20 protein-coding genes and 1 pseudogene are annotated in these 26,358 nt (G+C 26.6%); 10 read left to right on the plus strand and 11 right to left on the minus strand.

Going from position 1 to position 26,358, the window contains the following annotated elements; all coding sequences use genetic code 11:
- Window positions 1-90: 90 nt before the first annotated feature.
- Both R4K56_RS01195 and R4K56_RS01200 read right to left on the minus strand, forming a co-directional pair.
- Window positions 91-2,052: a methyl-accepting chemotaxis protein gene (locus R4K56_RS01195; protein ID WP_335771531.1), complete on the minus strand. Its 1,962-nt coding sequence runs from the start codon at window positions 2,050-2,052 to the stop codon at window positions 91-93.
- A 188-nt stretch (window positions 2,053-2,240) separates the two neighbouring features.
- On the minus strand, window positions 2,241-3,854 hold the full coding sequence (locus R4K56_RS01200) for a peptide ABC transporter substrate-binding protein (RefSeq protein ID WP_335771530.1): 1,614 nt from the start codon (window positions 3,852-3,854) through the stop codon (window positions 2,241-2,243).
- Between the two features lie 264 nt (window positions 3,855-4,118).
- On the opposite strand from R4K56_RS01200, the gene R4K56_RS01205 reads away from it, so the two are divergent.
- Window positions 4,119-4,577, plus strand: a complete 459-nt coding sequence (locus tag R4K56_RS01205; RefSeq protein WP_335759897.1) for a hypothetical protein — start codon at window positions 4,119-4,121, stop codon at window positions 4,575-4,577.
- Between the two features lie 523 nt (window positions 4,578-5,100).
- Here R4K56_RS01205 and R4K56_RS01210 read toward each other — a convergent pair.
- From R4K56_RS01210 to R4K56_RS01220, 3 genes are all read right to left on the minus strand, one after another.
- A complete protein-coding gene (locus R4K56_RS01210) occupies window positions 5,101-5,871 on the minus strand; it encodes an EFR1 family ferrodoxin (protein WP_335771529.1) in 771 nt (256 codons plus the stop codon).
- A 284-nt stretch (window positions 5,872-6,155) separates the two neighbouring features.
- Entirely contained in the window at window positions 6,156-7,262 is a 1,107-nt protein-coding gene (locus tag R4K56_RS01215; protein WP_335771528.1) for an ankyrin repeat domain-containing protein, read from the minus strand.
- A gap of 580 nt (window positions 7,263-7,842) precedes the next feature.
- On the minus strand, window positions 7,843-8,910 hold the full coding sequence (locus R4K56_RS01220) for an ankyrin repeat domain-containing protein (protein WP_335772739.1): 1,068 nt from the start codon (window positions 8,908-8,910) through the stop codon (window positions 7,843-7,845).
- Between the two features lie 291 nt (window positions 8,911-9,201).
- On the opposite strand from R4K56_RS01220, the gene R4K56_RS01225 reads away from it, so the two are divergent.
- Both R4K56_RS01225 and R4K56_RS01230 read left to right on the plus strand, forming a co-directional pair.
- Window positions 9,202-10,053 (plus strand): ankyrin repeat domain-containing protein, encoded by an 852-nt coding sequence (locus tag R4K56_RS01225; RefSeq protein ID WP_335772750.1) that lies wholly within the window; start codon window positions 9,202-9,204, stop codon window positions 10,051-10,053.
- A 581-nt stretch (window positions 10,054-10,634) separates the two neighbouring features.
- Entirely contained in the window at window positions 10,635-11,432 is a 798-nt protein-coding gene (locus tag R4K56_RS01230) for a hypothetical protein (protein WP_335772740.1), read from the plus strand.
- 28 nt (window positions 11,433-11,460) lie between these two features.
- Here R4K56_RS01230 and R4K56_RS01235 read toward each other — a convergent pair whose 3' ends face one another.
- The gene (locus tag R4K56_RS01235) at window positions 11,461-12,351 is read right to left on the minus strand and encodes an Rpn family recombination-promoting nuclease/putative transposase (RefSeq protein ID WP_335772741.1); all 891 of its coding nucleotides are present in this window, start codon (window positions 12,349-12,351) and stop codon (window positions 11,461-11,463) included.
- Window positions 12,352-12,774: 423 nt separating this feature from the next.
- Between R4K56_RS01235 and R4K56_RS01240 the strand changes: the two genes are divergently transcribed.
- Both R4K56_RS01240 and R4K56_RS01245 read left to right on the plus strand, forming a co-directional pair.
- Window positions 12,775-13,131, plus strand: coding sequence for a hypothetical protein (locus tag R4K56_RS01240; RefSeq protein ID WP_335772742.1), 357 nt, complete (start codon window positions 12,775-12,777; stop codon window positions 13,129-13,131).
- 171 nt (window positions 13,132-13,302) lie between these two features.
- Window positions 13,303-13,515, plus strand: coding sequence for a hypothetical protein (locus R4K56_RS01245; RefSeq protein WP_335772743.1), 213 nt, complete (start codon window positions 13,303-13,305; stop codon window positions 13,513-13,515).
- A gap of 93 nt (window positions 13,516-13,608) precedes the next feature.
- Here R4K56_RS01245 and R4K56_RS01250 read toward each other — a convergent pair whose 3' ends face one another.
- Window positions 13,609-14,037, minus strand: a complete 429-nt coding sequence (locus tag R4K56_RS01250) for a hypothetical protein (protein WP_335772744.1) — start codon at window positions 14,035-14,037, stop codon at window positions 13,609-13,611.
- Window positions 14,038-14,398: 361 nt separating this feature from the next.
- Here R4K56_RS01250 and mutS point away from each other — a divergent pair, with 361 nt between their 5' ends.
- Window positions 14,399-17,062 carry a DNA mismatch repair protein MutS gene (mutS, locus tag R4K56_RS01255; protein WP_335772745.1) on the plus strand — a complete coding sequence of 888 codons (2,664 nt, stop codon included), beginning with the start codon at window positions 14,399-14,401 and terminating at the stop codon, window positions 17,060-17,062.
- 306 nt (window positions 17,063-17,368) lie between these two features.
- Window positions 17,369-17,692, plus strand: coding sequence for a cupin domain-containing protein (locus tag R4K56_RS01260; RefSeq protein ID WP_297296304.1), 324 nt, complete (start codon window positions 17,369-17,371; stop codon window positions 17,690-17,692).
- 344 nt (window positions 17,693-18,036) lie between these two features.
- On the opposite strand, the gene dcd is transcribed toward R4K56_RS01260, so the two are convergent.
- The gene (dcd, locus tag R4K56_RS01265; RefSeq protein ID WP_335772746.1) at window positions 18,037-18,555 is read right to left on the minus strand and encodes a dCTP deaminase; all 519 of its coding nucleotides are present in this window, start codon (window positions 18,553-18,555) and stop codon (window positions 18,037-18,039) included.
- A gap of 101 nt (window positions 18,556-18,656) precedes the next feature.
- Between dcd and R4K56_RS01270 the strand changes: the two genes are divergently transcribed.
- The gene (locus R4K56_RS01270) at window positions 18,657-19,988 is read left to right on the plus strand and encodes a glucose-6-phosphate isomerase (protein WP_335772747.1); all 1,332 of its coding nucleotides are present in this window, start codon (window positions 18,657-18,659) and stop codon (window positions 19,986-19,988) included.
- A 77-nt stretch (window positions 19,989-20,065) separates the two neighbouring features.
- Here R4K56_RS01270 and bioD read toward each other — a convergent pair whose 3' ends face one another.
- Together bioD and R4K56_RS01280 are read right to left on the minus strand one after the other, a co-directional pair.
- Window positions 20,066-20,731: an ATP-dependent dethiobiotin synthetase BioD gene (bioD, locus tag R4K56_RS01275; RefSeq protein ID WP_335760310.1), complete on the minus strand. Its 666-nt coding sequence runs from the start codon at window positions 20,729-20,731 to the stop codon at window positions 20,066-20,068.
- An 18-nt stretch (window positions 20,732-20,749) separates the two neighbouring features.
- Window positions 20,750-22,873 carry an alpha-amylase/4-alpha-glucanotransferase domain-containing protein gene (locus R4K56_RS01280; RefSeq protein WP_335772748.1) on the minus strand — a complete coding sequence of 708 codons (2,124 nt, stop codon included), beginning with the start codon at window positions 22,871-22,873 and terminating at the stop codon, window positions 20,750-20,752.
- 235 nt (window positions 22,874-23,108) lie between these two features.
- Between R4K56_RS01280 and glmS the strand changes: the two genes are divergently transcribed.
- Window positions 23,109-24,938 carry a glutamine--fructose-6-phosphate transaminase (isomerizing) gene (gene glmS, locus R4K56_RS01285; protein WP_335772749.1) on the plus strand — a complete coding sequence of 610 codons (1,830 nt, stop codon included), beginning with the start codon at window positions 23,109-23,111 and terminating at the stop codon, window positions 24,936-24,938.
- A gap of 126 nt (window positions 24,939-25,064) precedes the next feature.
- Window positions 25,065-26,096, plus strand: coding sequence for a deoxyguanosinetriphosphate triphosphohydrolase (locus R4K56_RS01290; protein WP_335758707.1), 1,032 nt, complete (start codon window positions 25,065-25,067; stop codon window positions 26,094-26,096).
- 150 nt (window positions 26,097-26,246) lie between these two features.
- Here the strand turns inward: R4K56_RS01290 and R4K56_RS14810 are convergent.
- Window positions 26,247-26,358, minus strand: a pseudogene (locus R4K56_RS14810) (Rpn family recombination-promoting nuclease/putative transposase); the annotation flags it as partial.

The raw sequence follows: 26,358 nt of genomic DNA on the forward strand, positions 1-26,358 counted from the left end.
ATTTGCTATTTATATTTTTAAATAACATAAAATGATTTAATAAATATATATTAAAAACAAAAAAAATTCTATAAAAAAATATAAAATATATTAATTAGACTTTAGTTTAAAATAATCTATGGCTGTTTTTAATCCTTTAGCTTCATTTAATAGAGTTTCTGAAGTTGCTGTTGTCTGTTCAACTAAAACAGCATTATGCTGTAAAGAAGCCTCCATATTATTTATAGCCATATTTATTTGTTCAACTCCTGACTGCTGTTCCTGAGCTGATGTATTTATTTGCTCCATAAGCTGAGATACAGTGTCCATTTTATTTGATAATTCAACAAATATTTCCTGTGATTCTTTTACACTCTCAGCAGCCAAATGTATTTTTTCATTACTATCTGTTATTAATTCTGTAATATTTTTTACTGAATCTTGAGTATTCTGTGCCAAATTTCTTACTTCACTAGCTACAACAGCAAATCCGCGTCCTTGTTCACCAGCACGTGCCGCCTCTACTGAAGCATTCAAAGCTAATATATTAGTTTGAAAAGCTATACCCTCTATTATCTTTGTAATATCCATTATCTTAGAACTAGCTTCATAAACATCATCCATTTTTTCTACACTATTTGAAACTATCATACCAGCTTTTGTTAAATACCCTTTAGCCTCAATAAGCATATTATTGCTTTCATAAACATTTGATGTTGATTCTTTAATAGTACTTGCTATCTCATTCATAGATGAAGCAGTTTCTTCCAAACTTGATGCCTGTTTCTCAGTTCTCAAGGATAAATCAAAAGTACCTTGTTTTACCTCATTTGCCGCACTTGTAACATACTCTGCAGAACTCATAACTTTGTACAATACTTCATTAACATTTTTCATACTCACTTCCCAGCCTCTAGCTATATCACCCCATTCATCTTTTCTTGAAGTAAATCCAGGAGGCGGAGCAATAGTTAAATCTCCTTCAGACAAGCTTATCATATTATTAGCCAATGCTTTAATTATAACTGAAACTTTTAATTTTATTATTATAGGTGTTATTATAAATATAATTAACAATATCAATACAGATATAGCTACCATTATATTTCTTATATTATTAGCATTTTTTAATATTACAGAACTAGGAGTAACAATTTCTATACCCCAATTATAATTATCCAACATAGTTATAGGAGTTGTAACATAAATAGATTTTTCTTTAAATAAAGCACTGTATGTTGAAAATTCTGTATATACACCTTGTTTTGTATTTTCTAACACCCTGCTGTCTCTTTGAGATGGGAACAAATCATACAAAGTTGTTTCAATATCTATGTTAGTTTCTCTGCTGTATACTAAACGTCCTGCTGTGTCAAATAATATAACCTCACTTTGAGGATAAGGTTTTATACTTTCCATTAGTGCAATAATATCTGAAGTTGATACATCTGCAGTTACAACACCAAGATAATTATTATTTTTATCTATAATAGGTATTGCCCAAGTATACATTTTCACATCCTGTCCATTGACTTTATAATTATAAATAGATGTAATATAATCTTTTCTAGTTTGTTTTGGAACCGTATTATAATCAGCTTTTAAATCTGCATCACTAATACTTTGAGTTGCTACATTTCCGCTGCCGTTTTTACTTTTATAAAATCCAAATTGTCCTTTTACACTTGAATACAATGCATCATTGATATAATCAGCGTCATTATCCAATATATTATTTTCAAATATTAAAGCAACTCCAGTCATGCTTTCAGGCATATTTAAAATATAATAATCTATAAGTTCAGAATAAGAATCTCTGCTTCTTATTCCAACATTATATAAATCACTTACAGAAGAAGCCAATGTTTTTAAATAATTATATTCTGTTTTTAATACGTTTTCTGCATTAGCAGCCTGAGCTTCTACACTTTGTTTTAAATAGATTAAAGCCTGTGTTTCAAGCTCATCATTTACTATCATTATGTTGATTAAACTTGATATTATCATCATAATAAGCAGAGGCAGCAATATTACAGCACTAATTTTAAATTGTAATCCTAAATTTTTAAACATTATGGTTCCTTAAATTAATATATTATTAAAATATTTATAATGGTTTTTTATTTGAATAAAATATATATTTTTTATTTATAGTAGTTTAATAAAATTCAATATTTTTATAATAAAGATTATTAAACTACTGTAAAATAAAAAATAATAACTGGATTTGACACTAAATAATACAAAATAATATTTATATATTATTCCATATAAGCATAGCTGAATCTATGTTTACCTAAACTGTCAAATACAACATTTTTCAATTTAGTATTTATCAATATAGGAGTAGTATAATAATATAATGGTATAATAACATCATTATCCATTAATATTTTTTCAGCCTTATGCATAGCGTCCATTCTGATATTTTGATCTATAGTACCCATAGCAGTTTGAAGAAGTCCGTCATATTCTTTATTAGTAAATAAAGCATGGTTTTGAGGACTGTAGCTTAAGAACATACCTAAGAAAGTCATAGGATCATTATAATCGCCTGTCCAGCCGCTTCTTCCTACAACATAATTCTTATCAGTATATAAAGTTTGTAAAAATACGGCCCATTCCTGCTGACTTACTGTACTATCAACATTTAAATGCTCTTTCCACATTTGCTGTACTGCCTCAAAAGTAGGAATTTGAACATTAGAATCAACTATAAATTGAAGTACTGGGAAACCATCGCCATTAGGATATCCTGCTTCAGCCATTAATTTTTTAGCTTCTTCAACATTCTTTTGATAATCTTCAGGCTTAACACTTATATAATCTCCGCCTACTTCTCTAAAATCACCATTAACATCAGATGCACCATAAGGAACAAAAGCACCAGATGGAACTCCTGTTTTCACAACATTATCTACTATATAATTTCTATCTATAACAAGAGATAATGCCTTTCTTACTTTTGGATCTTTCAATACTTCATTGGTATGATTAAGTGCATAATAATAAGTACCGAATAAATTAACAAATTGAAGCAATCCTTCAGATTTCAAAGCATCAATATCTTGGAAAGGTACTCTGTCTGAAAGATGTAAAGAACCTTCTTTTATTCCTGCTACTGATGCTGTAGGATTATCCATTAAAACAAAAGTAATTTTTTCTGGTACTAAACTAGCATAATCCCAATAATTAGTATTTTTTACCATTACTATATTATCATCAATATTGCGTTCTATCATTACATAAGAACCATTTCCTATATAACTTTCCGGACTCATAGTCCAAGTGTCGCCGTATTTTTCTATAATATCTTGTCTAATTGCGTAGAATGTAGGAAAAGCTGTTAATTCCAAGAAATAAGCTGTAGGTTTCTCTAAAGTTACTTCTAAAGTATAATCATCAATAGCTTTTATTCCTAAAGTATCCAATTCCATTTTGTTTGCATTTATAGCCATAGCATTTTTTACAGGCTCAAACTGATAACTATATTCACTTGCAGTTTTAGGATCAACTGCTCTTTTCCAAGCATATACAAAATCTTTAGATGTTACTGGAGTACCATCAGACCATTTTCCATTAGTTCTTAAATGGAATATATAAGTAAGACCGTCTTCACTTATATCCCAACTTTCTGCTGCACCGCCTATTAACTTACCTTCTTTACTTTTTGTAGTAAGTCCTTCAAATGCATGTATAATATATACAGAAGCATCTGAAGCTATATTTAATGTTGGGTCTATTGTTTTTGGTTCAGGCCCTACATTTATAAATAACTCATTAGAATTATCAGAACCTTTATTCTGTGAAGAACAAGAAATAAAGATTAAGCTGATTAATAATAATGAAGAAATTAAATAAAAAATCTTTTTCATAAATTAATCCCTTTATTTCAATAGTATTTATCGCAGAGTAATATATACTACATATAGTAAAAAATCAATTAATTATTATATATTTTTTTATATTTTTTAGTTTCATTAATTATAAAAATATATTAATATATAATGAAGATATTTAAATTTATTTAATTACTTTTTGTTATTATAAGTAACTTTAATAATATGTAAAACAATTATTAGGCAATACAATTTTTAATTTAAATATTTTATAAAAATACGTTTTGAAAAATTAAATATATGAATAGTAAATACCAAATAATAAAGCATAAAATAACACTTTTCATTATAGCATTGATGTTTCTATTTGCATCTTTCATGATAGTTTTTATTCATATCAAATTCACATATAATAATACAAACATAATAAAAATATATGCTGATGTAAAAAATATAGAATACTATGAATACGGCACTATCAAAAAAAGAAAATTTGCTAATGTAGTGTATAGTTTTAATTACAGCAATAAAAATATAATTCTTACTAACTCATATTTAAAAGAACTAGATACCAACTTCAATGTTAATTCAAAAGTTATGATACTTTATGATACAGAAACTAACACAATAATTAATGAACCAAATAAATATACTTTAATATTAGCATTTATATTTATAGTATTTGCAGTAATGATAATCATATTTGCTTTAAAATTAAAACAAAATAATATATACGTATCTCCAAAACTAAATAAGTAAAAATATACTTCTATTTGATAAAACTATAATTTGTTAATATATACTGAAAATTTTTAAGTTTGTCATTTTTTTATTCAACTTTTCCCGCCGCAAAAAGTTGCAAAAAGTGCAATTACATAATTAGTACTAAATCATACTAAAATTGTTTTACATGTAAGATAGATTATTAATTTAAGCTAAAATATAGTCCTTTTGCTTATTTGGGTCACCACCGAGTAGGTGCCTTGCCTACGGCACGCAGAGCGTCGGCAAAAGAAGTGGGGTTCGGGGCAAAGTCCTGAAAATATTTTAAATTAAAAAAATTATTTTGACAAAATATAGTTGTTTAGGTATATACTGAAAATTTTTAAGTTTGTCATTTTTTAGTCAACTTTTTCCCGCCGCACGCCAAAGACACTTCCTTCGGTCGCAAAAGAAGTGAGGTCTTGTGTAAGCACGCAGATCTGCACTCTGTATGCTTCGCAGTGGGCAAAGCCCCAGATATAAAAAACAAAAATATAAATTCATTTTTTATAAAATATAATTAGTTAATATAAAATTCATACTCCTTTGCTTTAGAGCATGATTTTCTCAAAGCAAAATGAACTAGAGTTAACATAATCTTACTAATATATTTAGCTGATGAATTACATATTGAAACGCACCTCATACAGGATATGCATTTATTTTTATCAATTATTTTAGGATTATTAATATCTATTGCCTGAGCTGGGCATTTCTTAGCACATAATTTACAATCATTGCATTTGCTTTTAGTTTTTGGCACTAATGATACTTTACTTATTTGTCTATATGGACGATTACCTTTTAATTTATGTTCATCTAAAACTTCAGAAGCATTTATTATTTTATCAGCAAATTCTTTGAGTTTAGCTATATCATTTTCATCTGGTCTATTAGAGGCATATTTATAAGCTATGGAATATTTAGCAATTGCAGCTACAGCAGAAGTAACTTTAAAATTTAACTCTTTCGCTATGTCATAAAGTTCAATTAAAGTATCTTCATAATCTCTATTACCATAAACAGATACAATAACAGTATTAGCTCCATTACCTTTTATTTGAGATATACGCTTTGATGCTATTTCAGGAACTCTGCCTGCATAAGAAGGTACTGCAATAACAGCAATATCATCTTGGGATATTTTTACGCTTGAGAAATCCATACTATAATCAGTTAAATCAACTTTTTCTATACTGCTGTTAGTTTTTTGGCTAATTTCTGAAGCAATTGCATCGGCAACCTTTTTTGTTCCGCCTGTTGGGCTAAAAATAATTTCATATATCTTCATATAAAACTCCAAATATAATTTAATTAATTATAATTAACTTTATAAATTTATAAATATTATCTTTAATTAAAAATATTGTAGCATATATTATTACAACTATAATAACATATTTTATTGTAATGTCGATAATTACAACTAATTTTTTAAAACGCTATTTTTAAATAGTAGGCTGTTTTATATAAATAAAATAACTTTTATTTTATTAATTTTTTAATAAAAAAACAGCTGAGAACTTCATCATCAGTTATCAGCTGCTCGTTTATCACTTTAAAATATTATTTATATTATTTTTCTAACTCTAATATATCATCATAATTTTTTTCTCTAGCTATATCAAATACAGTCTTCTTTTCCTTATTTACAACTGTAGTATCTGCCCCTTTCTCTATTAAAAGTTTAACAAGCTCTGTTTTTCCATTGTCAATAGCCTGAAGCAGTAAAGGATAACCATCTTCTGAAGGTATAGGAGTATTTACATCGGCACCTTGTTCTATTAAATACTTTGCCATTTCTGTATCACTATTATAAAGAGTACTAGCCAATAATGAAATATTTACATTTGGATAGTATTCTTTAAGTTCATATTTCATAGCAGGGTCAATGCCTTTTGAAACTAAATATTTTACTATATCTAAACAGCCTGACTTAACAGCATAATCAATTAAAGGATAGCCATAACTATCAACATAATTTATATCAGCTCCATATTCAGCAAGCATTTTAAATTTATCTAAATAACATTTTGATTCTCCAACATATCCAATTGTTTCAAATAATATAGGAACAGGTTCTTCCCAGCCGTACTCAACATCTACTTCAGCACCTGCTTCTAATAATTCTTTCATTATTTTTAAACTATTTTCATTTGTAGACATTACTGCTGAATGTAAAGCATCAATATTTCCTTCTCCTATAAAATTAACATCTGCCCCTCTTTTTATAAACTCTTTTACAAGTTCTAAATATCCTTTTGCAGAAGCTGTTTTTAATGGACTATCATTATCAACATAAGTCTGATCAACATTAGCACCGTAAGAAAGTAATTCTGTAACCATTTTTTTATCACCGTATTGTAATGCCATTATTAAACTTCTTTCTCCATGTTTCTCTTCAAAGCTTTTTAAAGACTCAGCATCCTTTACATTTTTAAGATCATTAAAAGCCTCCAAATCCCATTCTGGTACTTCAATACCTGATTCGCTAATTTCTGCAGTATCAGTATTAATTTCTTCAGTATTATTATCTTCAACATATTCATCATTATTAGATGTTTCTGTATTATTGGTATTAACAGTATTAGTATTTACAGTTACTTCTGTATTATCTGTTTTTTTAGAATTACAGCTTATTATACTGATTAATATTAAAGCCGTTATAATTACTTTTTTCATAAAACACTCCTTAAAAATAATTGGTCGTTATAATATCATAAATGAATATAAAAGTAAAGAAAACATTAATTTCTTATTGCTGCTAGTGATAAACTTATTATTATATATAAAAAATCTCGCCTTAAAATATCTATCAGCTAAAGCTGACAGATGCTCGATTTTTTATTTTTAAATATAGCTGACAATTAAATCTGCCAGCTTCTCAATTTTTTATTTATTGTTGTTATGCTAGAAAAAGCCTATAAGACCCTAGATAATGACTTTGTCCGCCTTAGGCGAATTATCGAGGCGGCTTTTTCTCACTTTATTATTTATATGTAATTCTGTCGGATCACTTATATTAGAGTTGTTTCAAAAGTACTTGACAAAATTAGTTGTGTAATTTTCAAAATAATTTTAGCTATAAACTATGTTTTATATATTGTATAATAATTAATTTTAATGTATAAAATTGCAGTCTTTTTGGTTCTTTGTGCCAACAAAAGAACTGGGGTTTGGGGCAAAGCCCCAATTATAAATTTAAAAATACTAAAAATTAAACAGTGTAAATATTTAGTAAATTAGTTTTGAAACAAGTCTATTATTTTTCTAAAGCTGCAATCTCATCATAACCTTGTTCTTTAGCTAAATCAAAAATTGTTTTTCCGTCTTTATCAACAACAGAAGTATCTGCACCTTTCTCTATCAAAAGTTTAAGAAGTTCAATATTTTCAGATCTAAGAGCAACAAATATTAAAGGTAAACCAGAAACACTATCAGTTTGAGTATTAATATCAGCACCTTGTTCTATTAAATATTCTGCTATTTCTGTAGTTTTATTTCCTACTGCAGCATTAAGTAATGAATAACTTTTACCTGAATATGAATAACCATTAGTATATGTCATAGCAGGGGCAACACCTTGAGAAACTAAATATTTTACTATATCAATACATTCTTTAGAAACAGCAACAGCAATTACAGGGCCATACTCAAAATTTGAATAATTTATATCTGCCCCATGTTCTGTAAGGAGTTTAACTTTTTCTAAATTGCATCTTCCTATTATAGCAACATTTAATATATTATATTTATTTTCTTCTTTAGTACCATAAATAATATCAGTGTCTGCTCCTGCATTTAATAATTCCTTTAATACTTCCAAATGATAATTTTTTTCAGACTCTACTGCATAATATAAAGCGTCTATATCTCCTTCTTCTTCTCTAAAATTAACATCAGCACCTTGTTTGATAAGTTCTTTTACAAGTTTCAAATATCCCATTTTTGAAGCTAATTCTAAAGGAGTCCTACCATCATTATCATCTTTCATATTTACATCAGCACCATAAGATATTAATTCAATAGCTTTTTCTTCTGTAGGAAATTTATCAATAGCAAATACTAAAGAAGATTTACTAGGATTTTTTGACTGCCATTCATCGAAAGAATTTTTATCTTTTATAGAATCAATTTCATTAAATAATTTTTCTTCCTCTTCTAACATTGTAGTTTTATATATACTCCACATATCATTAGAAGCATATCCCTTATAGATTTTATTATTATTTACTTCTGAATTATTTGTTTTTTCGCTTTTACCAGATCCGCAGCTTATTATATTTATTATACTGATCAATATTAAAGCCGTTATAATTATTTTTTTCATAAAACACTCCATAATGATTATTGTTCATTATAATATCATAAGTAAATATAAAAGTAAATAAAATACTAATTTCTTATCGCTGCTAGCGATAAACTTATTATTATATATAAAAAATCTCGCCTTAAAATATCTATCAGCTAAAGCTGACAGATGCTCGATTTTTTATTTTTAAAATATAGCTGACAACTAAAGTTATCAGCTGATCGTTTATCGCTTTAAAAATATATTGACACAATATACCGATATACTGTATAATAAAAAAACTAATATTGGATTTAAAAGAGGTTTATGATGAAAGTATTAGGTATTATTATATTTATTATTAGTTCATGCATTTCTTATGCTCAAGTTAGTGATGATTTTAAAAATTTAGCAGCAACAAATAAAGAATCAGCATTATACAAATCAGTAATATCAGAAAATATTGATGAATTTAAATATGTAATTGAAAATATTGAAAACAATAAAGAATATATAACTTACTCTATAACAAACATTGAAACATGGTATAACTATATACCTAATTTAAGCACTAATAGTTTCTCTAATTTCGTAAAAGTTTTATTAGATAATGGAATGGATATTAACGAATCTGGAAAAAATCTTATACTTGATGTAAGTAAGTCCTACAATTCACATCATAGACCTAAATTCGGTAAAAGTGCAATTATAGGTATTCCAGATAGTAAATATAAAATTGAAACACTTATAAATCTAGGAGCAAATATTAATATACAAGATAATGACGGAAATGGTATACTTCACTATATACTTTCCAGAGATAATATAGGAACAGAAGAATATGATATTATCGAAATGCTTATAAAAAACGGAATCAATATTAATTTACAAAATAATGATGGAGATACTGCTCTTCATAAGATTTCATATAAAAAAAATAATAGCTATAGAGATATTGGTATGGAAAAAAAAGTTATATCTCTTTTGATAGAAAATAATGCAGATAAAAACATAAAAAATAATAATGGAAAAAAAGCGTATCCCGGAGCATTTATATATAATATAAAATTAACTTTTACTGGAATATTTAATATTTTTAAGATTGTACTTCTAATTGTAATTGGTATACCTGCATTAATATTACATTTTATATTTTATAATATTGCTGAATTTTTCAGATAATTGATTTTTATGCTGATTAAAATTACATATACCTAAACAACTATACTTTGTCAAAAATAATTTTTTTAATTTAAAATATTTTCAGGGCTTTGCCCCGAACCCCAGTTCTTTTATTGGTATAAAAGAACCAAAAGAACTGCATTTTTATAGGTTATACCCTATATTTAATAGGCATGTTTTTAATATAAAATTCTAGCACTTGCGTTTTCGCAAAGCGTATCCGAGCTTGTCGAGGATATATCTACTTTTTTGTGTGGCAAAAAAGTAGATAATATTTATATAAAGTGCATCAGTTGACAAGGTCAAAAATGCAGTATTTGAGAAGCGTGCCGACGAAGTACACCTATGGTGTCTGCAGGCAAAATACAAGTGTAAAATTAGTACTAAATAATACTAATTTTGTTTTACCTGTAATATAAATTATTAATTTTTGTACAATAATGAGTAATCAGCCTCACGTATAGAGTACATTAGTGAAGAATAAGCGATACTGTCCGTGAATGCTGCAGCTTGCGGTTGAGAAACTTAAAAATTTTTCAATGTATTCTAATATTTAATTTAAAAAAGTATATAATAATATTATGAACAAATATGCATCTCCAATATATAAATTTAAAGGAAGAGTTAATTTAATAATCTCTTTAATATCAGCTTTAATAAATTTAACAGCATTACTAAATATAAACCATTTTAATTTAATAACATTTAATGCAGTATATTTATTCGGTTTCTTTTCAGTATTTATGTTTATCAATTCCCGTACAGTTTATACTAACATTTTTAATAATTACAAGAAAGAAATAAAAAATAAAACTATATTCTCTTTTATTGGTTTTGTTATATCATTAATCTTATATATATTGATTACAAAAATTGTTTTTAATAAAGCAGTAGTATTTAGATATGCACTTCTTCCCATCATGAATTTTATTTCTATAATGCTAGCTAATATGGTATATTTTATATTAGAAAAACTTTTTATAAATGAAGATAAACATTTCTTTAACATTAAATGCATTTCAAATATATTGTTAATATCATTTGTATATGCATCAGTTTTTATAGTATTATATTTATTTTATAAAGATAAATACATTATTATTTTATTAAGTATATCAAATTCATTATTATCATCAGCAATGCTATCAGTTTTTAATATAATGTCATCAAAATTTATGAATCCTTGGAGCAGGTTTATATTTGTAAATGCTAGTTATATAATATCTTTTATTTTATCTTTAATAATATCTTCTATTATAATAGCGATTTTCTTTACATTTACACTAAAAATATTTGTTATTACTTTTATAATAATATTATTGTCATTTATAATTTCTCTTTTATTAGCCCATTATATAAAAGCATATTCATATTTATAAATAGAACTCAAAATATAAATTTTTTATATCATAATTTTTCTATTTTTTCTATACTAAGTCCTGTTAATTCGCTTATAAGATTTAAATCCATATTTTTATTTTTCATGTTTCTAGCCATAGAATATTTTTCTTGTTCTATACCCTGTTCTATACCTTGTTCTATACCTTTTTGCATTCCTTCTTCTATACCCTTTATACGCTCTTCATTGAGCATCAGAACATTAAAGTAATCTCTTTCATAATTACTGTAGCCATTATATAAATCATTACTTTTTACAAATTTATTATATTCTTCATATACTTCTTTCATTATAGGATTTTTCTTTACTAATATTTCCATAGTATCCTCCAATTTATCTTTTGAATTTAAAAACTCAAACCAATCTGATAAACCTTCATATAAATTATTATTATTAACAAATTTTTTCAATTCCATAAAGTGAATTTCCAAATGATTGGTTAATATATGATTAGTTTCCAGCTCCTTAATAAAATAACAGCTATGAGGCTTATCTATACCTTTTATCAAATTAAAATCAAGAATATTAATACTTATTACAGGTGTTAAATCTGAATATATATCTTTAGATTTTAAATTTGTAAAATAATTTTTAGCCCAATAGTATAAACTTCTGTATATAAATGACTGATTACCTATTCTTTGTATTTCTATAATGATAGTTTCGCCTGATTTTGTTTTAGCCTTAACATCTGCTATTGATTCTTTATCAAATACATTTTCTTTTAAATTAAAAGTATTCAAAACTTCTATATATTCAAAAGGCTCCTGATTAGAATCTATCCTAACAGAATTAATTAGATTTTTTAATATATGCTCATGTCCCTCTTTAGCAAACATATAACGCATAAAATAATCATTAAGCACATTAAATTTTTTATTATTTGATCTCAATTCCATAAAATTATTATAATGATTTTTTATTCTTTGTCAAATATATATAAGAACATATATTCAGAAAATATAAAGCTTACAGCATATAATAAATATTAGTAATTATTTTTATTGTTAATTTACACGATTCTCATATAAAAATAAAATAAATGATAAATTAGTATTGCAAAATAATAAATATATGATAGAACGAGGATCATTATGAAAGATACTGTTATAACAAATTCTGAACTCACAACTCTAAAATAATATTTTATTCTTTATATTCTAAATTATTTATATCATCCAAAAATCTTTTTTGGAATTCTGTATCAAAACATAAATATGCTGTTAATATTTTAAAAAATATTAATATAAATAATTTTTTAAGGAGTTATATATGACAAAAATATCAAAAATTTTACTTCTATTATCAGTTATAATGGGCTAATGCTTTCAAGCTGCAGTAACAAGACAACAGATCCTACACCTAAAACCTTTAAGCCTCAGGATTTAGCAGGAACTTGGAAATGTACCGATGCAGGCTTAGAAGGAGATAGTTTTGAGTTTAAAGCTGACGGAAAAATTAAAGCTACATTATCAGGACAAATATTTCCAAGAGAATATCAAATAACTGATTGGGAAGCATCTAAAGGAAAAGAAATCAGCAAATACACACTTACTATACCTGAAAATGCACATAGTGTTTCTGCTTTAGGCGACCTAACTTTTGAATTTACAAGTTCTTCAGAATGCAAAGTAAGCAGTTCAAAACAGCCTGGAGGCGTTCAGAATTTTAAAAAATAATTAATTTTGAACATAATGTAAAGGTATAATTAAGAAAATTAATTATACCTTTTTATACAATTTATAAAAGGATAATTAAATTTTATGAAAAAATATTTATATTTATTTTTCTTAATAATGTTTTTATTATTAATAGGATGTTCAACAACATCTACAAGAAGGGATGTTCCTATGTCAATGCAGATAACAGCAGATATAGAAGCAGGAGAAATTTTAACAGCAGAACTTCCGTATTCAAATGATCCTGATTGGAAAGAACAATTAATAGCAGAAGCTTTAAAAGATAAAAACTATGATGTGCTTCTAGCCCCAAGATATCAGATAATTCAAAAAGGATTATCTAAAAAAATGAGAGTGGTTGGAAGAGGAGCAAGGCTTAAATAAATTTAATAATTTTTTATTATAAGAAACCTGCAGTTGATATCTATATCAGCTGCAGGTTTTATTATTTTATTTAATTATAAAAATAAACTATTTTTAATTAACTTTATGGAATATAGAATCTCCATAAAAATAATCCCCTGATTTAATAGTTAATTTATCACCCTCTAATTGATAAGGAGCATTTGCCCATCCTTTTGGAGAAGTTATTTTATTACCATCATAGGTTCCATCTGCATGATTTTTAGAATCCTTATTCTTAGCATAGTTAATAGCACTGTTACTGCCTGTACACCAGCCTACCCCAACAGTAGAACTATCAAAAAAATGCAAAGCACCCCATTTAACTCCATTTATTTCTCCCTTAGAACCATCAGCAATCCATGTTGTTCCGACTAAGCCTGAATTATTATTTCCAGAATTATTATTTCCTGAACCATTAGGACCTGTAGAATTATTTGAACATGCAGAGATCATAAAAATAGTTAAAAATATAAAAAATGCGTAAAAAATATTCTTTTTCATTTTTACTCCTAATTAAATTAAATTTCTTCTATTATATATATATATATATATATCAATAGGTTTACATATTTTTTAATAAATTTTAAAGCATCATAAAATATATAATCATAATTTCATTTATTTTTATTGTTCTTTTTTAGAAATACCAGCATCTGTACATAAAAATATTCTATTCCTCACCGTAAATAACTTACTTTAATCAAAGGCAAATAATGAAGTTTTACATATATATTAAGACTTTTAAAAATTTTATTGTTTTAAGAATTAAAAAATAACATATACTATAATAATAAAAATTCAAATTTGATTAAAGATTAAAAATATATTATACTAACCCTAAAATTTATAAACGGATAGCTATATGCAGGAAACATTTTTCGGAAGCGAAAAAGAAGAAAATCAAAAACTCACACCTATGATGAGGCAGTACAAAGAAATAAAAGATAAACATAGTGACAGTATACTTCTTTTTAGAATGGGAGATTTTTACGAAGTATTTTTTGATGATGCCAAAATAGTGTCCGATATATTGGGGCTTACACTTACAAAAAGAGCTAATGTTCCTATGGCAGGAGTTCCTTATCATGCTATAGACAATTATTTATCAAGATTAGTTAAATCAGGAATGAAGATTGCTATATGCGATCAAATGGAAGACCCAAAACTTGCAAAAGGTATAGTAAAAAGAGAGGTTACTCAGGTTATAACTCCGGGTACAATTTCAGAAAATAAATACCTTGAATCAAAAAGCAATAATTATTTAGCTTCTGTAATAGTGTCAAAAAGCGAGAAAAATGCAGCTTTATCTATATGCGATATTTCTACAGGCGAACTTTATGCCACAGAAATAAATTCTAATTTAGAAAATCAAAATGAAGCTGTAAAAGAAATTATCAATGAACTTACAGAAGAAATTATAAGATTCTCTCCTAAAGAGATTATGACTATAGAATCAGTTTCTGAAAGTGTCATTATAAAAGAAATTCAAAATAAATTTAATAATATATTCTACAGCACTACTCCAAATTATACTGCAGAATATTCTTATGCATATAAAACTTTAACAAATCATTTTAAAACAGTATCATTAAAAAGTTTCGGTATAGAAGAAAAGCCTCTTTTAATATCATTATTAGGATCAACTATATTCTATATACAGGAACTTTCAAAAACTTCTCTTGAGCATATTTCAAATATTAAACTATATAATAGAAGAGATTCAATGACTTTGGATTATGCCACAATAGCAAGTTTGGAAATATTAGAAACTATAAGAAATGATAATAATAAAATGACATTGTTCGACACCATAGACAGGACAAAAACTTCTATGGGAGCAAGATATTTAAAAAGAATAATCGTAGAACCGCTATTAAATATAGAAGAAATAAATAAAAGACTTAATAATGTAGAGTTTTTCTATAAAAATCAAAAGTTTATGTATAAAATAAGAGATTTGCTTCAAGATATCGGAGATATAGAAAGACTTGCATCGAAATTGGCATTAGGAAGGATTAACCCAAAAGAATTAGTATCATTAAAAAGATTTTTAGTAGGTTCTCTTGAAGTTGTAACAGAACTTGCAATGAATAACTTTGAAGATGTGAACTTTGAGGAAGTCAATGATATAAAAATAATAACTGATTTAATAGAGCGTGCAATATTAGAGGATCCAAAAGTTGTTATAAATGAAGGCGACATTATAAAAGATGATTACGATGAAACATTAAAAAAATATAATGAAGCTAGAAGAGAAGGAAGGTCTTGGATAGCAGAACTTGAACATAATTACAAACAAGATACGGGAATAAACAATTTAAAAATAAGATATAATAATGTTATAGGTTATTATGTAGAAGTAACAAAATCAAATGTATCATCAGTTCCAAGCGATTTCATAAAAAGACAAACATTAATAGGAAGTGAAAGATACACTACAAGCAAATTAATGGAATATGAAACTATTATAAATGAAGCTAATGAAAAAAGTTATGCATTAGAATACAATATATTTATTGAGGTGAGAAATAAAACCAATGAATATTTAAACTCAATATTAAAAATGGCAAGAGTAATTTCTATAATAGATGTTTATTCTTCTCTTGCTTGTTTAGCTAAAGAAGACAATTACATAAAGCCAATAATAACAGATGACGGTATAATAGATATAAAAGACGGAAGACACCCAGTTGTAGAAGTTAATCTAAAAACAGAAAGTTTTATTCCTAATGATACATATTTAGACAATAAAAATGAACATATGCTTATAATTACAGGCCCTAATATGAGCGGTAAAAGTACATATTTAAGACAAACAGCTTTAATAGTATTACTAGCTCAAATAGGCTCATTCGTTCCTGCATCAAGTGCAAAAATTTCTATAGTTGACCGTATATTTACTCGCGTTGGAGCTAGCGATAATATAGCAAGAGGAGAAAGTACATTCTTAGTAGAAATGAATGAAACAGCATATATTCTAAATCATTGTACAGATAAAAGTCTTGTTATAATGGACGAAATAGGACGAGGAACTTCAACTTATGACGGACTTTCTATTGCTTGGGCTATAGTGGAATATTTAGTTCATGAAGAAAACAAAAAAGCTAAAACCTTATTTGCTACTCACTATCATGAACTTACTATGCTTGAAGATTTACAAGGAGTTAAAAACTATAAAGTATTAGTTGAAGAATATAAAGATGAAATAATATTCATGAAAAAAGTTACTGAAGGAGCTGCTAAATCCAGTTATGGTATATATGCTGCAAAAATAGCAGGTGCCCCTAATAAAGTTATAAAAAGAGCTACTGAAATATTAAAAAGATTAGAAGCTGATGCAAGTGTTCAGGTGGAAAATATAGAATTAAATAATCAAAAATCTAAAGATATACTTCCGCTTTATGAAGAACCTAAAATCATAGAAAAAGAAAGTGAAATAGAAAAAGAAATAAAAGATTTAGATATAAACAATATCACCCCTATTGATGCTTTGAACTTAATTAATAAATGGAAAAAATCATTATAATATTTAATTGTTAAAGTTATTTATATTTCATATACAAACAAATATAAAGTTATACAGTTTAACTTTTTAGAATAAAATATATATTATAAAAGAAACATTAATTTAACAATATATAAATCAAAAAAACTTGATAATATATCTATAAAGAATAAAATAATTTTAATTTATTTATCATAAAAAGTACAAAATAAAACTTCATGGTTTATATAAACAGTATATATAAATATATAATCAATAATTGTTCTTATATAAATTCAATTTTATAATGTTATTAGCCGAAATTATACTATCATAATGAGGTGTATCATGACTGAACAATACTATTACAAATCAACAACTGAAAGAGAATTTGACTGTGTAAAAGATGATGAAAGATTAATAGAAACTTTATCAGATAAAGGCTACACAGTATATGCTATTGCACAAAAATCTAATCAGCTTATACCATATCATGAGCACCCTTCTGAAGAAATGGTAATAGTATTAAGCGGTAAAGTAAGATATATAGTAGAAGAAGAAATCGTTGATTTAGAAGAAGGCGATATCATAAGAGTAAGAGCTCATTCTGTGCATTCTATGATAGGAATTTCTGAAAGCGGAATATCTAATTTGCTTTTAGTATTCATTTAATCTTTTATAAACGAATAGTTTAAAAATATATTAATATATACCTAAACAATTATATTTTGTCAAAAATAAATTTATATTTTTGTTTTTATATATGGGGCTTTGCCCCATACCCCAGTTCTTTTGCGACTGAAAGGAGTGCCTATGGCGTGCCCCAAAGAAGCAGGCACAGCCCGCCTTCGGCGAAGGGCTATATTTTAGCTTAAATTAATAGTTTATATTACATGTAAAACAAAATTAGTATGATTTAGTACTAATTTTATACTTGCACTTTTTGGTTCTTTTTGCGGCGGGAAAAAGAACAACAAAAAAAAGTATTAATTAAAAAATTTAATACAAATACTAAATTACTTGAAATCTTTATAAAGCATACTAGGCTGAACATCAGTATTATTTTGATATTTGCTGCTTGTATACTCTTCATATTCCCCGTCTATGGTATGATAATAAAGTTGGGCTATTTCTACATTCGGATATATAATTATAGGTTTGATGCAGAAAATTTCTAAAGTCCAATAACCAGCAAATCCAACATCGCCGAAACCTGCAGTAATATGAATAAATATTCCAAGCCTTCCTATAGAAGAACGTCCCTCTATCATAGGTACAAATCTTTTTGTGTTTGTATATTCTAAAGTTCTTCCTAAATATAATTCATTAGGTTTTAATTCATATCCGGATTCAGGTATTATTATTTCCTCTGCCTCATTTGGCTTTTTCATATCTAATACTTTATCTTTATATACTAAAAGTTTATTATGAAGTTTTACATTATAACTATTTGAATTTAATTGTTTTCTATTGAATGGTTCTATTATAATATCTTTACCTAGATTTTTTTCTATTTCAAGCCCTGATAAAATCATTTATTTATTTTCCTGCTATTTATTTTTAAATTATTTCACTTTATTTTTCGGTATTATTATAGTATAATTTATCACGTAAAATAAAATGATGGAGTTATTAAATGCTATCAATAAATTATAAAAATGTATTAGGATTTTTACAAGAACATGAATTGGAATATCTTGCAGAACATGCTAAATATGCCAATGAACTTCTTGAAAATCAAAAAGGTGCCGGCAATGATTTTTTAGGCTGGGTTAATTTACCAACTGAAGCTTTAAAAATGGTTAAAGAAATCGATGAATTAGCTAAAGAAATAAGAGAAAATGCTGAAGTGTTAGTATCTGTTGGTATAGGCGGATCATATTTAGGCGGTAAAGCAGTTATTGAATCATTTTTAAATCCTTTCTCTCAAGCAAAAAAAGGAAATACTCAAGTTATATATGCCGGTCATAATATGAACGGAGAGTATTTCAAACATTTATTGGACTATTTAGAAGGTAAAGACTTCTATATTAATGTTATATCAAAAAGCGGTACTACAACTGAACCAGCTATAGCTTTCAGAATGTTAAAAGAATATGCTGAAAAAAGATATGGTAAAGACGGAGCTGCTAAAAGAATAATAGCTACTACTGATAAAGCTAAAGGTGCTTTAAAAACTTTATCTACAGAAAATAAATATAGAACTTTCGTAATACCTGATGATGTTGGAGGAAGATATTCAGTTCTTACTCCTGTAGGACTTATACCTATAGCTGTTGCTGGAATCAATATAGGAGAATTCGTTAAAGGATTCGATTCTATGGCAAAAATAACTAAAGAAATGGATTATAAGAAAAATCCTTCTATGTTATACGCTATGCTTAGAAATGCTCTTTATGCTAAAGGATACAGCACTGAAATAATGGTTAACTATATACCTAGAATGCATTATGTATCTGAATGGTGGAAACAATTATACGGAGAAAGCGAAGGTAAAGATAAAAAAGGTATATTCCCTGCTTCTGTTGATTTCTCTACTGACTTACACTCTTTAGGTCAATTCATTCAAGACGGTAAAAGAGGATTATTTGAAACAGTTATAAGAGTTGATAAAGAAGATATTGACTTAACAATGAAAAAAGAAGATTCTGATTTGGACGGATTAAATTATTTAGATGGAAAAACTTTACATGAAATAAATAAATCTGCATTAGAAGCTACAGTTCTTGCCCATGTTGATGGAGGAGTTCCAAATATCATATTAGATATAGATAAAATTACTCCATTCACTATCGGAGAGCTTTTATATTTCTTTGAAAAGGCTTGCGGTATATCTGGTCACATGCTTGGTGTTAATCCATTCGATCAGCCTGGTGTAGAAGCATACAAGAAAAACATGTTTGCTATGCTTGGTAAAAAAGGTTACGAAGAAATGGGTAAAACTTTAAGAGCTAGATTAGAAAAATAATCAAAATTATAAATAACAATAAAAAATAGGCTGATAATTTCTTATCAGCCTATTTCATTTTTAACTAATTTAAATAATTAAAATAAATCCTTAATAATTTCAGGATATTTTATACTATCTATTTTTTTATTCTCTGCCATATTATCAAATTCTGTTATATGAACCTTTATAGGATTAACCTGACTTCTAATATATTCTATAACAGATTCTGATACAAATATATCTTTTTTAACATTTATAACTATAAATGGTACTTTGAATCCTCTTGTATGAAATAACTCAACCTGCTCTAAAGAAGAATGTATAACATTTGAATCATACTCCACAACAGGTATTATATGAATTTCATTTTCTTTTTCTATATCCAATATTAAGTCCATGAAATTATAATTTTCTTTTATAGGTTCATACAAACATAATGATTCAAATACCATATAATCATAAATATCATTATTTTCATATATTAAATCTGTAATATCTCTTTCATCTATTTTTGTGTTAATACTATGAAGCGGAGAAATGCTTCCATTAGTAGCATAAGAAACAAATATTTCTGATGCTTTTAAATTAGTGGTGTTTCTTATATATTCAGTGTCAAATAATTTATTGTCGCGTACTCCCATAACGAATGGTTTATAGTAGCATACACTTTTATCAAACAATTTTAATGATGATACTATATGAGAAGATATATAAGTTTTACCAACATAATTTTTATCTGATATTACACAAAACAGTTTCATTAAATACTACCCTTAAAATCAAATATCTTTAGCAGTTACTTTTATTTTATATTGAGCTTTCTCACCAGGTTTTAAATTTATTTTCTTACAGCAAACTATAGTAGAATTTTGATAATTCATTTCAAGTTTATCAACTGCATCTGATATAGTATAATTAGGCATATATAAGAATATAGTTTCTTCACTTGCTTCAAGAGATACTTTTACTTTTATATATCCTTCATCAACCATACCAATAGATTTGCCTTTATATTCAGAAGCTTCGCAAAGATTAGAAGATATTTTCTTATCATCTCCTATATAATATCTGTCCGGCTCCTGTCCTGCAAGTAATGTTATATTATTCTCTAATGCATATACAAATTCTGCATCTTCATTAGATTTATTTTGTATAATAGATTCAAGAGTGAATGTACCGTCTTTATCTATTACATATCTTTTCATTAAATAAATATCTTTGCCATTAACTTTAGAAACCTTATCATAAGAAATAGTAGCATAATCTTTATTTATTAAATTTTCTACTACATTATAATAAGACTTATAAAAATCAGCATCTTCTTCATATTTCATTAACTGGAATTCTTCAGCAGTAGGAATTTTATTTAAGAAGTGATCAACAGCAAATACTTTTTCATTCTTATCAAATACTAAATATTTAGCTATTTTCTCATCAACTTTTTTAGCTATTTCATGTATTGATACATGTTCGCTGTCATTATTATCTTCATTAGCAGCATTTCTCATAGCAGCTATATGATATGCCTCTTCTCTTCTTTTTAAACAGTCTATTAAATTAATAGGAGTATCCTTTTTTAAATCCCATTCTATAATAGAACCGCTTAATCTATGGAAAATAATAGCAGCTCTTTCACATGAAATTATAACTTCTTCTCTGCCGTCCATATCAAAATCTAAATGATGGCTTAAAAAATATTCTCTGCCATATACTTTTTCTAATGATATAGATGTAGCTTTGATTAAATTAGCATAAGCAGCATGTCTTAAATTATTTAAATAAAGTCCTCCAAAAGTACCATGCCAATAAGGACAATTACACTGACCTTTTAATAGATAATTTAATGCTTCTTCTTTATCTTTATAATTAGATTCTGTAATCTCCCCTATCATATTAGAAACAAAAAGCATTCTTTTATTCATTCTGTTGCTTTCTGTATATTTAGTGAAATAATTTCTCCAAAAACCGCCTCTCATAAATCTGGTAATAATTTCATTTTCTTCTGATTTTTTTAATTCTTCTTGTTTTCTATGGAATTCATCTTGTATTTCAGCAGGCAAAACCCAAGTAAGCATTTCTTCATAAGAACCTGTAGGTATATATATTTTTGATATAGGAGTATATTTTTCCATATACTCACTGTATGTAGTAGTGATAATAGTATCCTTTTCTTTAGTTAAAGCTTCAAAGAATTTCTCAAGCCATTTATCTTCATATACCCATTTTTGAGTACCTGGCCAATCTCCATATTTTTCACCGTCATCATGAAGTACTACTACTCTATCACCTTCTTCTGTAGCTATTGACTTTAAATATTCAATAGATTTCTCTACATCTCTGAAAGGTATTAAATAACGAAGTTCCTGAGATATTGGGAATATATTTAATTTATAATTTTCATTATCAGTAATGAAATAACCAAACATATTTTTAGTGTCTATACCTGTAGTTAAAAACTGTGAATCGTCTAACATTAAATATTTAAGTCCATTCATAGCTAAATTTTTAACTAATGTAGGCTCCCAAACTCTTTCAGCTATCCAAGCACCTTGAGGCACACAATTAAATCTGCTGTATATATATTTATTTAATCTATCTATTTGTATATCTTTATCTTTATCTGGTATAGAAGGCATTATAGGTTCATAAAAACCGCCGCTTTGAAATTCTATTCTTTTTTCATCTGATAATTTTTTCAAAGCCTCTATATGTTCTGGGTGATTTTTTTCTATCCATTCTAAAAGACAGCCTGTATAGTGAAAATTAAATTTGATATCTTTATATTTTGCTAATATATCTAAAAAAGGCTTATAAGCTTTTTGATATGTACTTTCAAATACAAAGTCAAAATTACCTACTGGCTGATGATTATGATTTCCTAATATTAAATTAATAGTTTTCATGATGATGACCTGCTTAATTATAAATTTCCATATTATAGTGTCGTAATAATAAAAAATTTAATTAACATAATTCTATAATAAATGACTATTTTTGTAAAGCACATCTTTTATAGTATTACTTCAAACAGTATTGACTTTTTAGTTTTTTTATTTATCATATTAAATTATTAAAAAACTGATTTTTTTTAAAAATTATATTTTTTTGATAAAATTTTATTTAAGGACTTTTTAGTTTATGTGTGGAATAGTTGGATATATAGGTAGTAATAATAATGCATCAGATATATTAATGCATGGTTTATCTTCTTTAGAATATAGAGGATACGATTCTGCTGGAATATCTATTGTTGATTCAAGAAATGATATTATTACATTTAAATCTGAAGGAAAACTCGAAAATTTAAAAAACATATTAAAAAATGGAAAAAACATAGAATCAAATATAGGCATAGGTCATACAAGATGGGCAACTCATGGTGCACCTTCCGATATTAATGCACACCCTCATTTTACAGAAAGGCTTTCTCTTGTACATAATGGAATTATAGAAAATTACAAAGATATAAAAAATAATTTAATAAATAAAGGATATAAATTCTTATCAGAAACTGATACTGAAGCTGCTGCCAATTTAATAGATTCATTATATGAAGGTGATCCTTTAGATGCCATAAAAAAGGCTTTAGATATTATAGAAGGCTATTATGCATTCGCTATAATTTTTAAAGATAATATTAATAAATTATATGCCGTTAGAAAATCTGCTCCTTTGATAGCTGCTTTAGGTGAAAATGAAAATTTCTTAGCTTCAGATATACCGGCAATATTAAAATATACAAATAAATATATTTTAATAGATGACGGAAATATAGCAGTTTTAGAAAAAAATAAAATAACTATATATGATAAAAACTTAAAAGAAAAAGATTATGAAGTACTTGAAGCAAATTGGACTGTAGAACAGGCTGAGAAATGCGGATATGAACATTTTATGCTTAAAGAAATTAATGAACAGCCTAAAGCACTTCTTGATACTATAGAACCTAGAATAGTACATGGTATTCCTGATTTTTCAAGAGACGGAATTGAAGATGAAGGTTTTTGGACATTCTTTGATAGAGTTTATATAATAGGATGCGGTACTGCTATGCATGCCGCTATGATAGGAAAAAGACTTATAGAAGATAATTGCAGAATACCTGTAGAATGCGAAATAGCTTCTGAGTTTAGATATAAAAACCCAATACTTACAGAAAAAACTCTTTCGATATTTATATCTCAATCCGGAGAAACTGCTGATACTTTAGCTGCTTTAAATTTAGTTAAAGAAAAAGGATACAAAACTTTAGCTATAGTAAATGTTAATAGTTCTTCTATAGCTAGAAATGCTGATTATGTTATATATACTTATGCAGGCCCTGAAATATCTGTTGCTTCTACAAAGGCTTATTCTGTACAAATGGCTATAATGTATTTGATAACTTTTAAAATATTATCTGCAAGAAATATTAAAGATAATGATTATATAAAAACTCTCATAAAAAATTTACTTAATACAATAGACTCTGTAAATAAAGTTCTTACTATGAATGATGAAATAAAATCACTATGCTATGATTATAAAGAAGCTAACAGCATATTCTTTATAGGCAGAGATTTAGATTATTATCAAGTTATGGAAGGAGCTTTAAAAATGAAAGAGATAAGCTATATTCATTGCGAGGCTTATGCAGGAGGCGAACTCAAACATGGTGCTATATCTCTTATCACAGATAATACTCCTGTAATAGCATTAGCAATACAGGAAAAGATTTTAAGCAAGATGATAAGCAATACAAAAGAAGTAATATCGAGAGGTGCTAATGTTTTACTATTTGTAAAAGAAGGTATTGATATAGATAAAGACTCGTATAAAAAAATAGTTTATTTACCAAAAGTTGAAGATATGTTTATGCCTATAGTTTCCATAGTAGCATTGCAATTATTAGCTTATCATACATCTGTAATTAGAGGATGCAATGTTGATAAACCAAGAAATTTAGCTAAAAGTGTTACCGTTGAATAATTGTGAAAATATTTAATATATAGGTATAAATTATTATTATAATTGTAATTTTTTGTTAATTGATTTATTATTACATAATTATTAGAATACTATAACTTTAATACAAATAATATAAAGGAAGATATTTTGAGAACTATAAGACTTGATATAGAAACCAGAGAAAAAGATTTTTTGTCTCCAGCAGCTGCATTTTCATCTGAAAGCAAAGGAACCGTATATCCTAGAGAAAAAGATGATATAAGAACAATTTATATGCAAGACAGAGATAGAATAGTACATAGTGAATATTTCAGACGTCTTAAAGATAAGGCTCAGGTTATAATGCTTTCTGTAGGAGATTTCAGAACTAGATTAACTCATACTCTTGAAGTTATGCAAATTGCTAGAAGTATAGCAAGAGCATTAAGACTAAATGAAGATTTGACAGAAGCCATTGCATTCGGTCATGATTTAGGGCACTCACCATTCGGACATGCTGGAGAAAAAGCTATATCTAAATATTTCAAAGGTTTTCATCATTCTTCACATTCTTTAAGAGTAGTAGAACATTTAGAAAAAGGCAAAGGACTTAATTTAAGTTTTGAAGTAAGAGATGGAATCATTAAGCATACAAAAGGTAAAACTGGAAAATTGATTGCAGATTCTTCTGGACCTTGTACCAATGAAGGTATGATAGTGAGGATATCCGACACTATAGCTTATGCTAATCATGATGTTGATGATGCTATTAGATACGGTCTTTTAAGATATGATGATATACCAAAAGATATTACCAATGTACTTGGAAGCACTTACGGTGAAAGAGCTGACACTATGATTATGGGTGTTATAGAAGCTAGTATGGAAAAAATGGAAATAGATATTGATAAAAAAGTATTGAAAGCCATTAATGATTTAAGAGCCTTTATGTTTAAAAAAGTATATGAAAGCAAAGCTATACTTGAAGATGTAGAAAGAGTTAATAGAATTATATCTACAATATTTGAATATTTACTAAAACATAAAGAAATTATATTAGAAGATACTTTATTTAAAAAAGCAGATATTCCATATAATAGCGATGAAGAATTAGTAAAAGACTATGTAGCACATCTTACAGATTCAGAGGCTATTAGTTTGCATAAAAAAATCACTTACGGAAAACTTAATTATATTTAATTATTTAAATATTATTTATATTATATAATAATAAAAAAAGTGTATACATTTATAATGCATACACTTTTTATTATTTTTACTAATGTTTATACAAAAATATTTACTATTTATATTTAGCAAATAAATTTAGTAGGCACTTATAGTTTTTTATTATAATTTTTCTATTTCTTCTATACTCAATCCTGTATTATCACTTATAAACTTTATATCTAAACCAGACTTTTTTAAATTTCTAGCTATTATAATTTGATTTTCTTTAATA

The sequence above is a fragment of the Brachyspira pulli genome (assembly GCF_036997785.1).
In the GTDB taxonomy this organism is placed as follows: Bacteria; Spirochaetota; Brachyspiria; order Brachyspirales; family Brachyspiraceae; genus Brachyspira; species Brachyspira pulli.

Coding starts and splice junctions, on each gene's coding strand:
- R4K56_RS01235 (WP_335772741.1), bottom strand. CDS start 12,351: ATGGAATTGAGATCAAATAATAAAAAATTTAATGTGCTTAATGATTAT.
- mutS (WP_335772745.1), top strand. CDS start 14,399: ATGCAGGAAACATTTTTCGGAAGCGAAAAAGAAGAAAATCAAAAACTC.
- glmS (WP_335772749.1), top strand. CDS start 23,109: ATGTGTGGAATAGTTGGATATATAGGTAGTAATAATAATGCATCAGAT.
- bioD (WP_335760310.1), bottom strand. CDS start 20,731: ATGAAACTGTTTTGTGTAATATCAGATAAAAATTATGTTGGTAAAACT.
- R4K56_RS01270 (WP_335772747.1), top strand. CDS start 18,657: ATGCTATCAATAAATTATAAAAATGTATTAGGATTTTTACAAGAACAT.
- R4K56_RS01245 (WP_335772743.1), top strand. CDS start 13,303: ATGTCAATGCAGATAACAGCAGATATAGAAGCAGGAGAAATTTTAACA.
- R4K56_RS01205 (WP_335759897.1), top strand. CDS start 4,119: ATGAATAGTAAATACCAAATAATAAAGCATAAAATAACACTTTTCATT.
- dcd (WP_335772746.1), bottom strand. CDS start 18,555: ATGATTTTATCAGGGCTTGAAATAGAAAAAAATCTAGGTAAAGATATT.
- R4K56_RS01200 (WP_335771530.1), bottom strand. CDS start 3,854: ATGAAAAAGATTTTTTATTTAATTTCTTCATTATTATTAATCAGCTTA.
- R4K56_RS01260 (WP_297296304.1), top strand. CDS start 17,369: ATGACTGAACAATACTATTACAAATCAACAACTGAAAGAGAATTTGAC.
- R4K56_RS01215 (WP_335771528.1), bottom strand. CDS start 7,262: ATGAAAAAAGTAATTATAACGGCTTTAATATTAATCAGTATAATAAGC.
- R4K56_RS01210 (WP_335771529.1), bottom strand. CDS start 5,871: ATGAAGATATATGAAATTATTTTTAGCCCAACAGGCGGAACAAAAAAG.
- R4K56_RS01230 (WP_335772740.1), top strand. CDS start 10,635: ATGAACAAATATGCATCTCCAATATATAAATTTAAAGGAAGAGTTAAT.
- R4K56_RS01240 (WP_335772742.1), top strand. CDS start 12,775: ATGCTTTCAAGCTGCAGTAACAAGACAACAGATCCTACACCTAAAACC.
- R4K56_RS01220 (WP_335772739.1), bottom strand. CDS start 8,910: ATGAAAAAAATAATTATAACGGCTTTAATATTGATCAGTATAATAAAT.
- R4K56_RS01225 (WP_335772750.1), top strand. CDS start 9,202: ATGAAAGTATTAGGTATTATTATATTTATTATTAGTTCATGCATTTCT.
- R4K56_RS01250 (WP_335772744.1), bottom strand. CDS start 14,037: ATGAAAAAGAATATTTTTTACGCATTTTTTATATTTTTAACTATTTTT.
- R4K56_RS01195 (WP_335771531.1), bottom strand. CDS start 2,052: ATGTTTAAAAATTTAGGATTACAATTTAAAATTAGTGCTGTAATATTG.
- R4K56_RS01280 (WP_335772748.1), bottom strand. CDS start 22,873: ATGAAAACTATTAATTTAATATTAGGAAATCATAATCATCAGCCAGTA.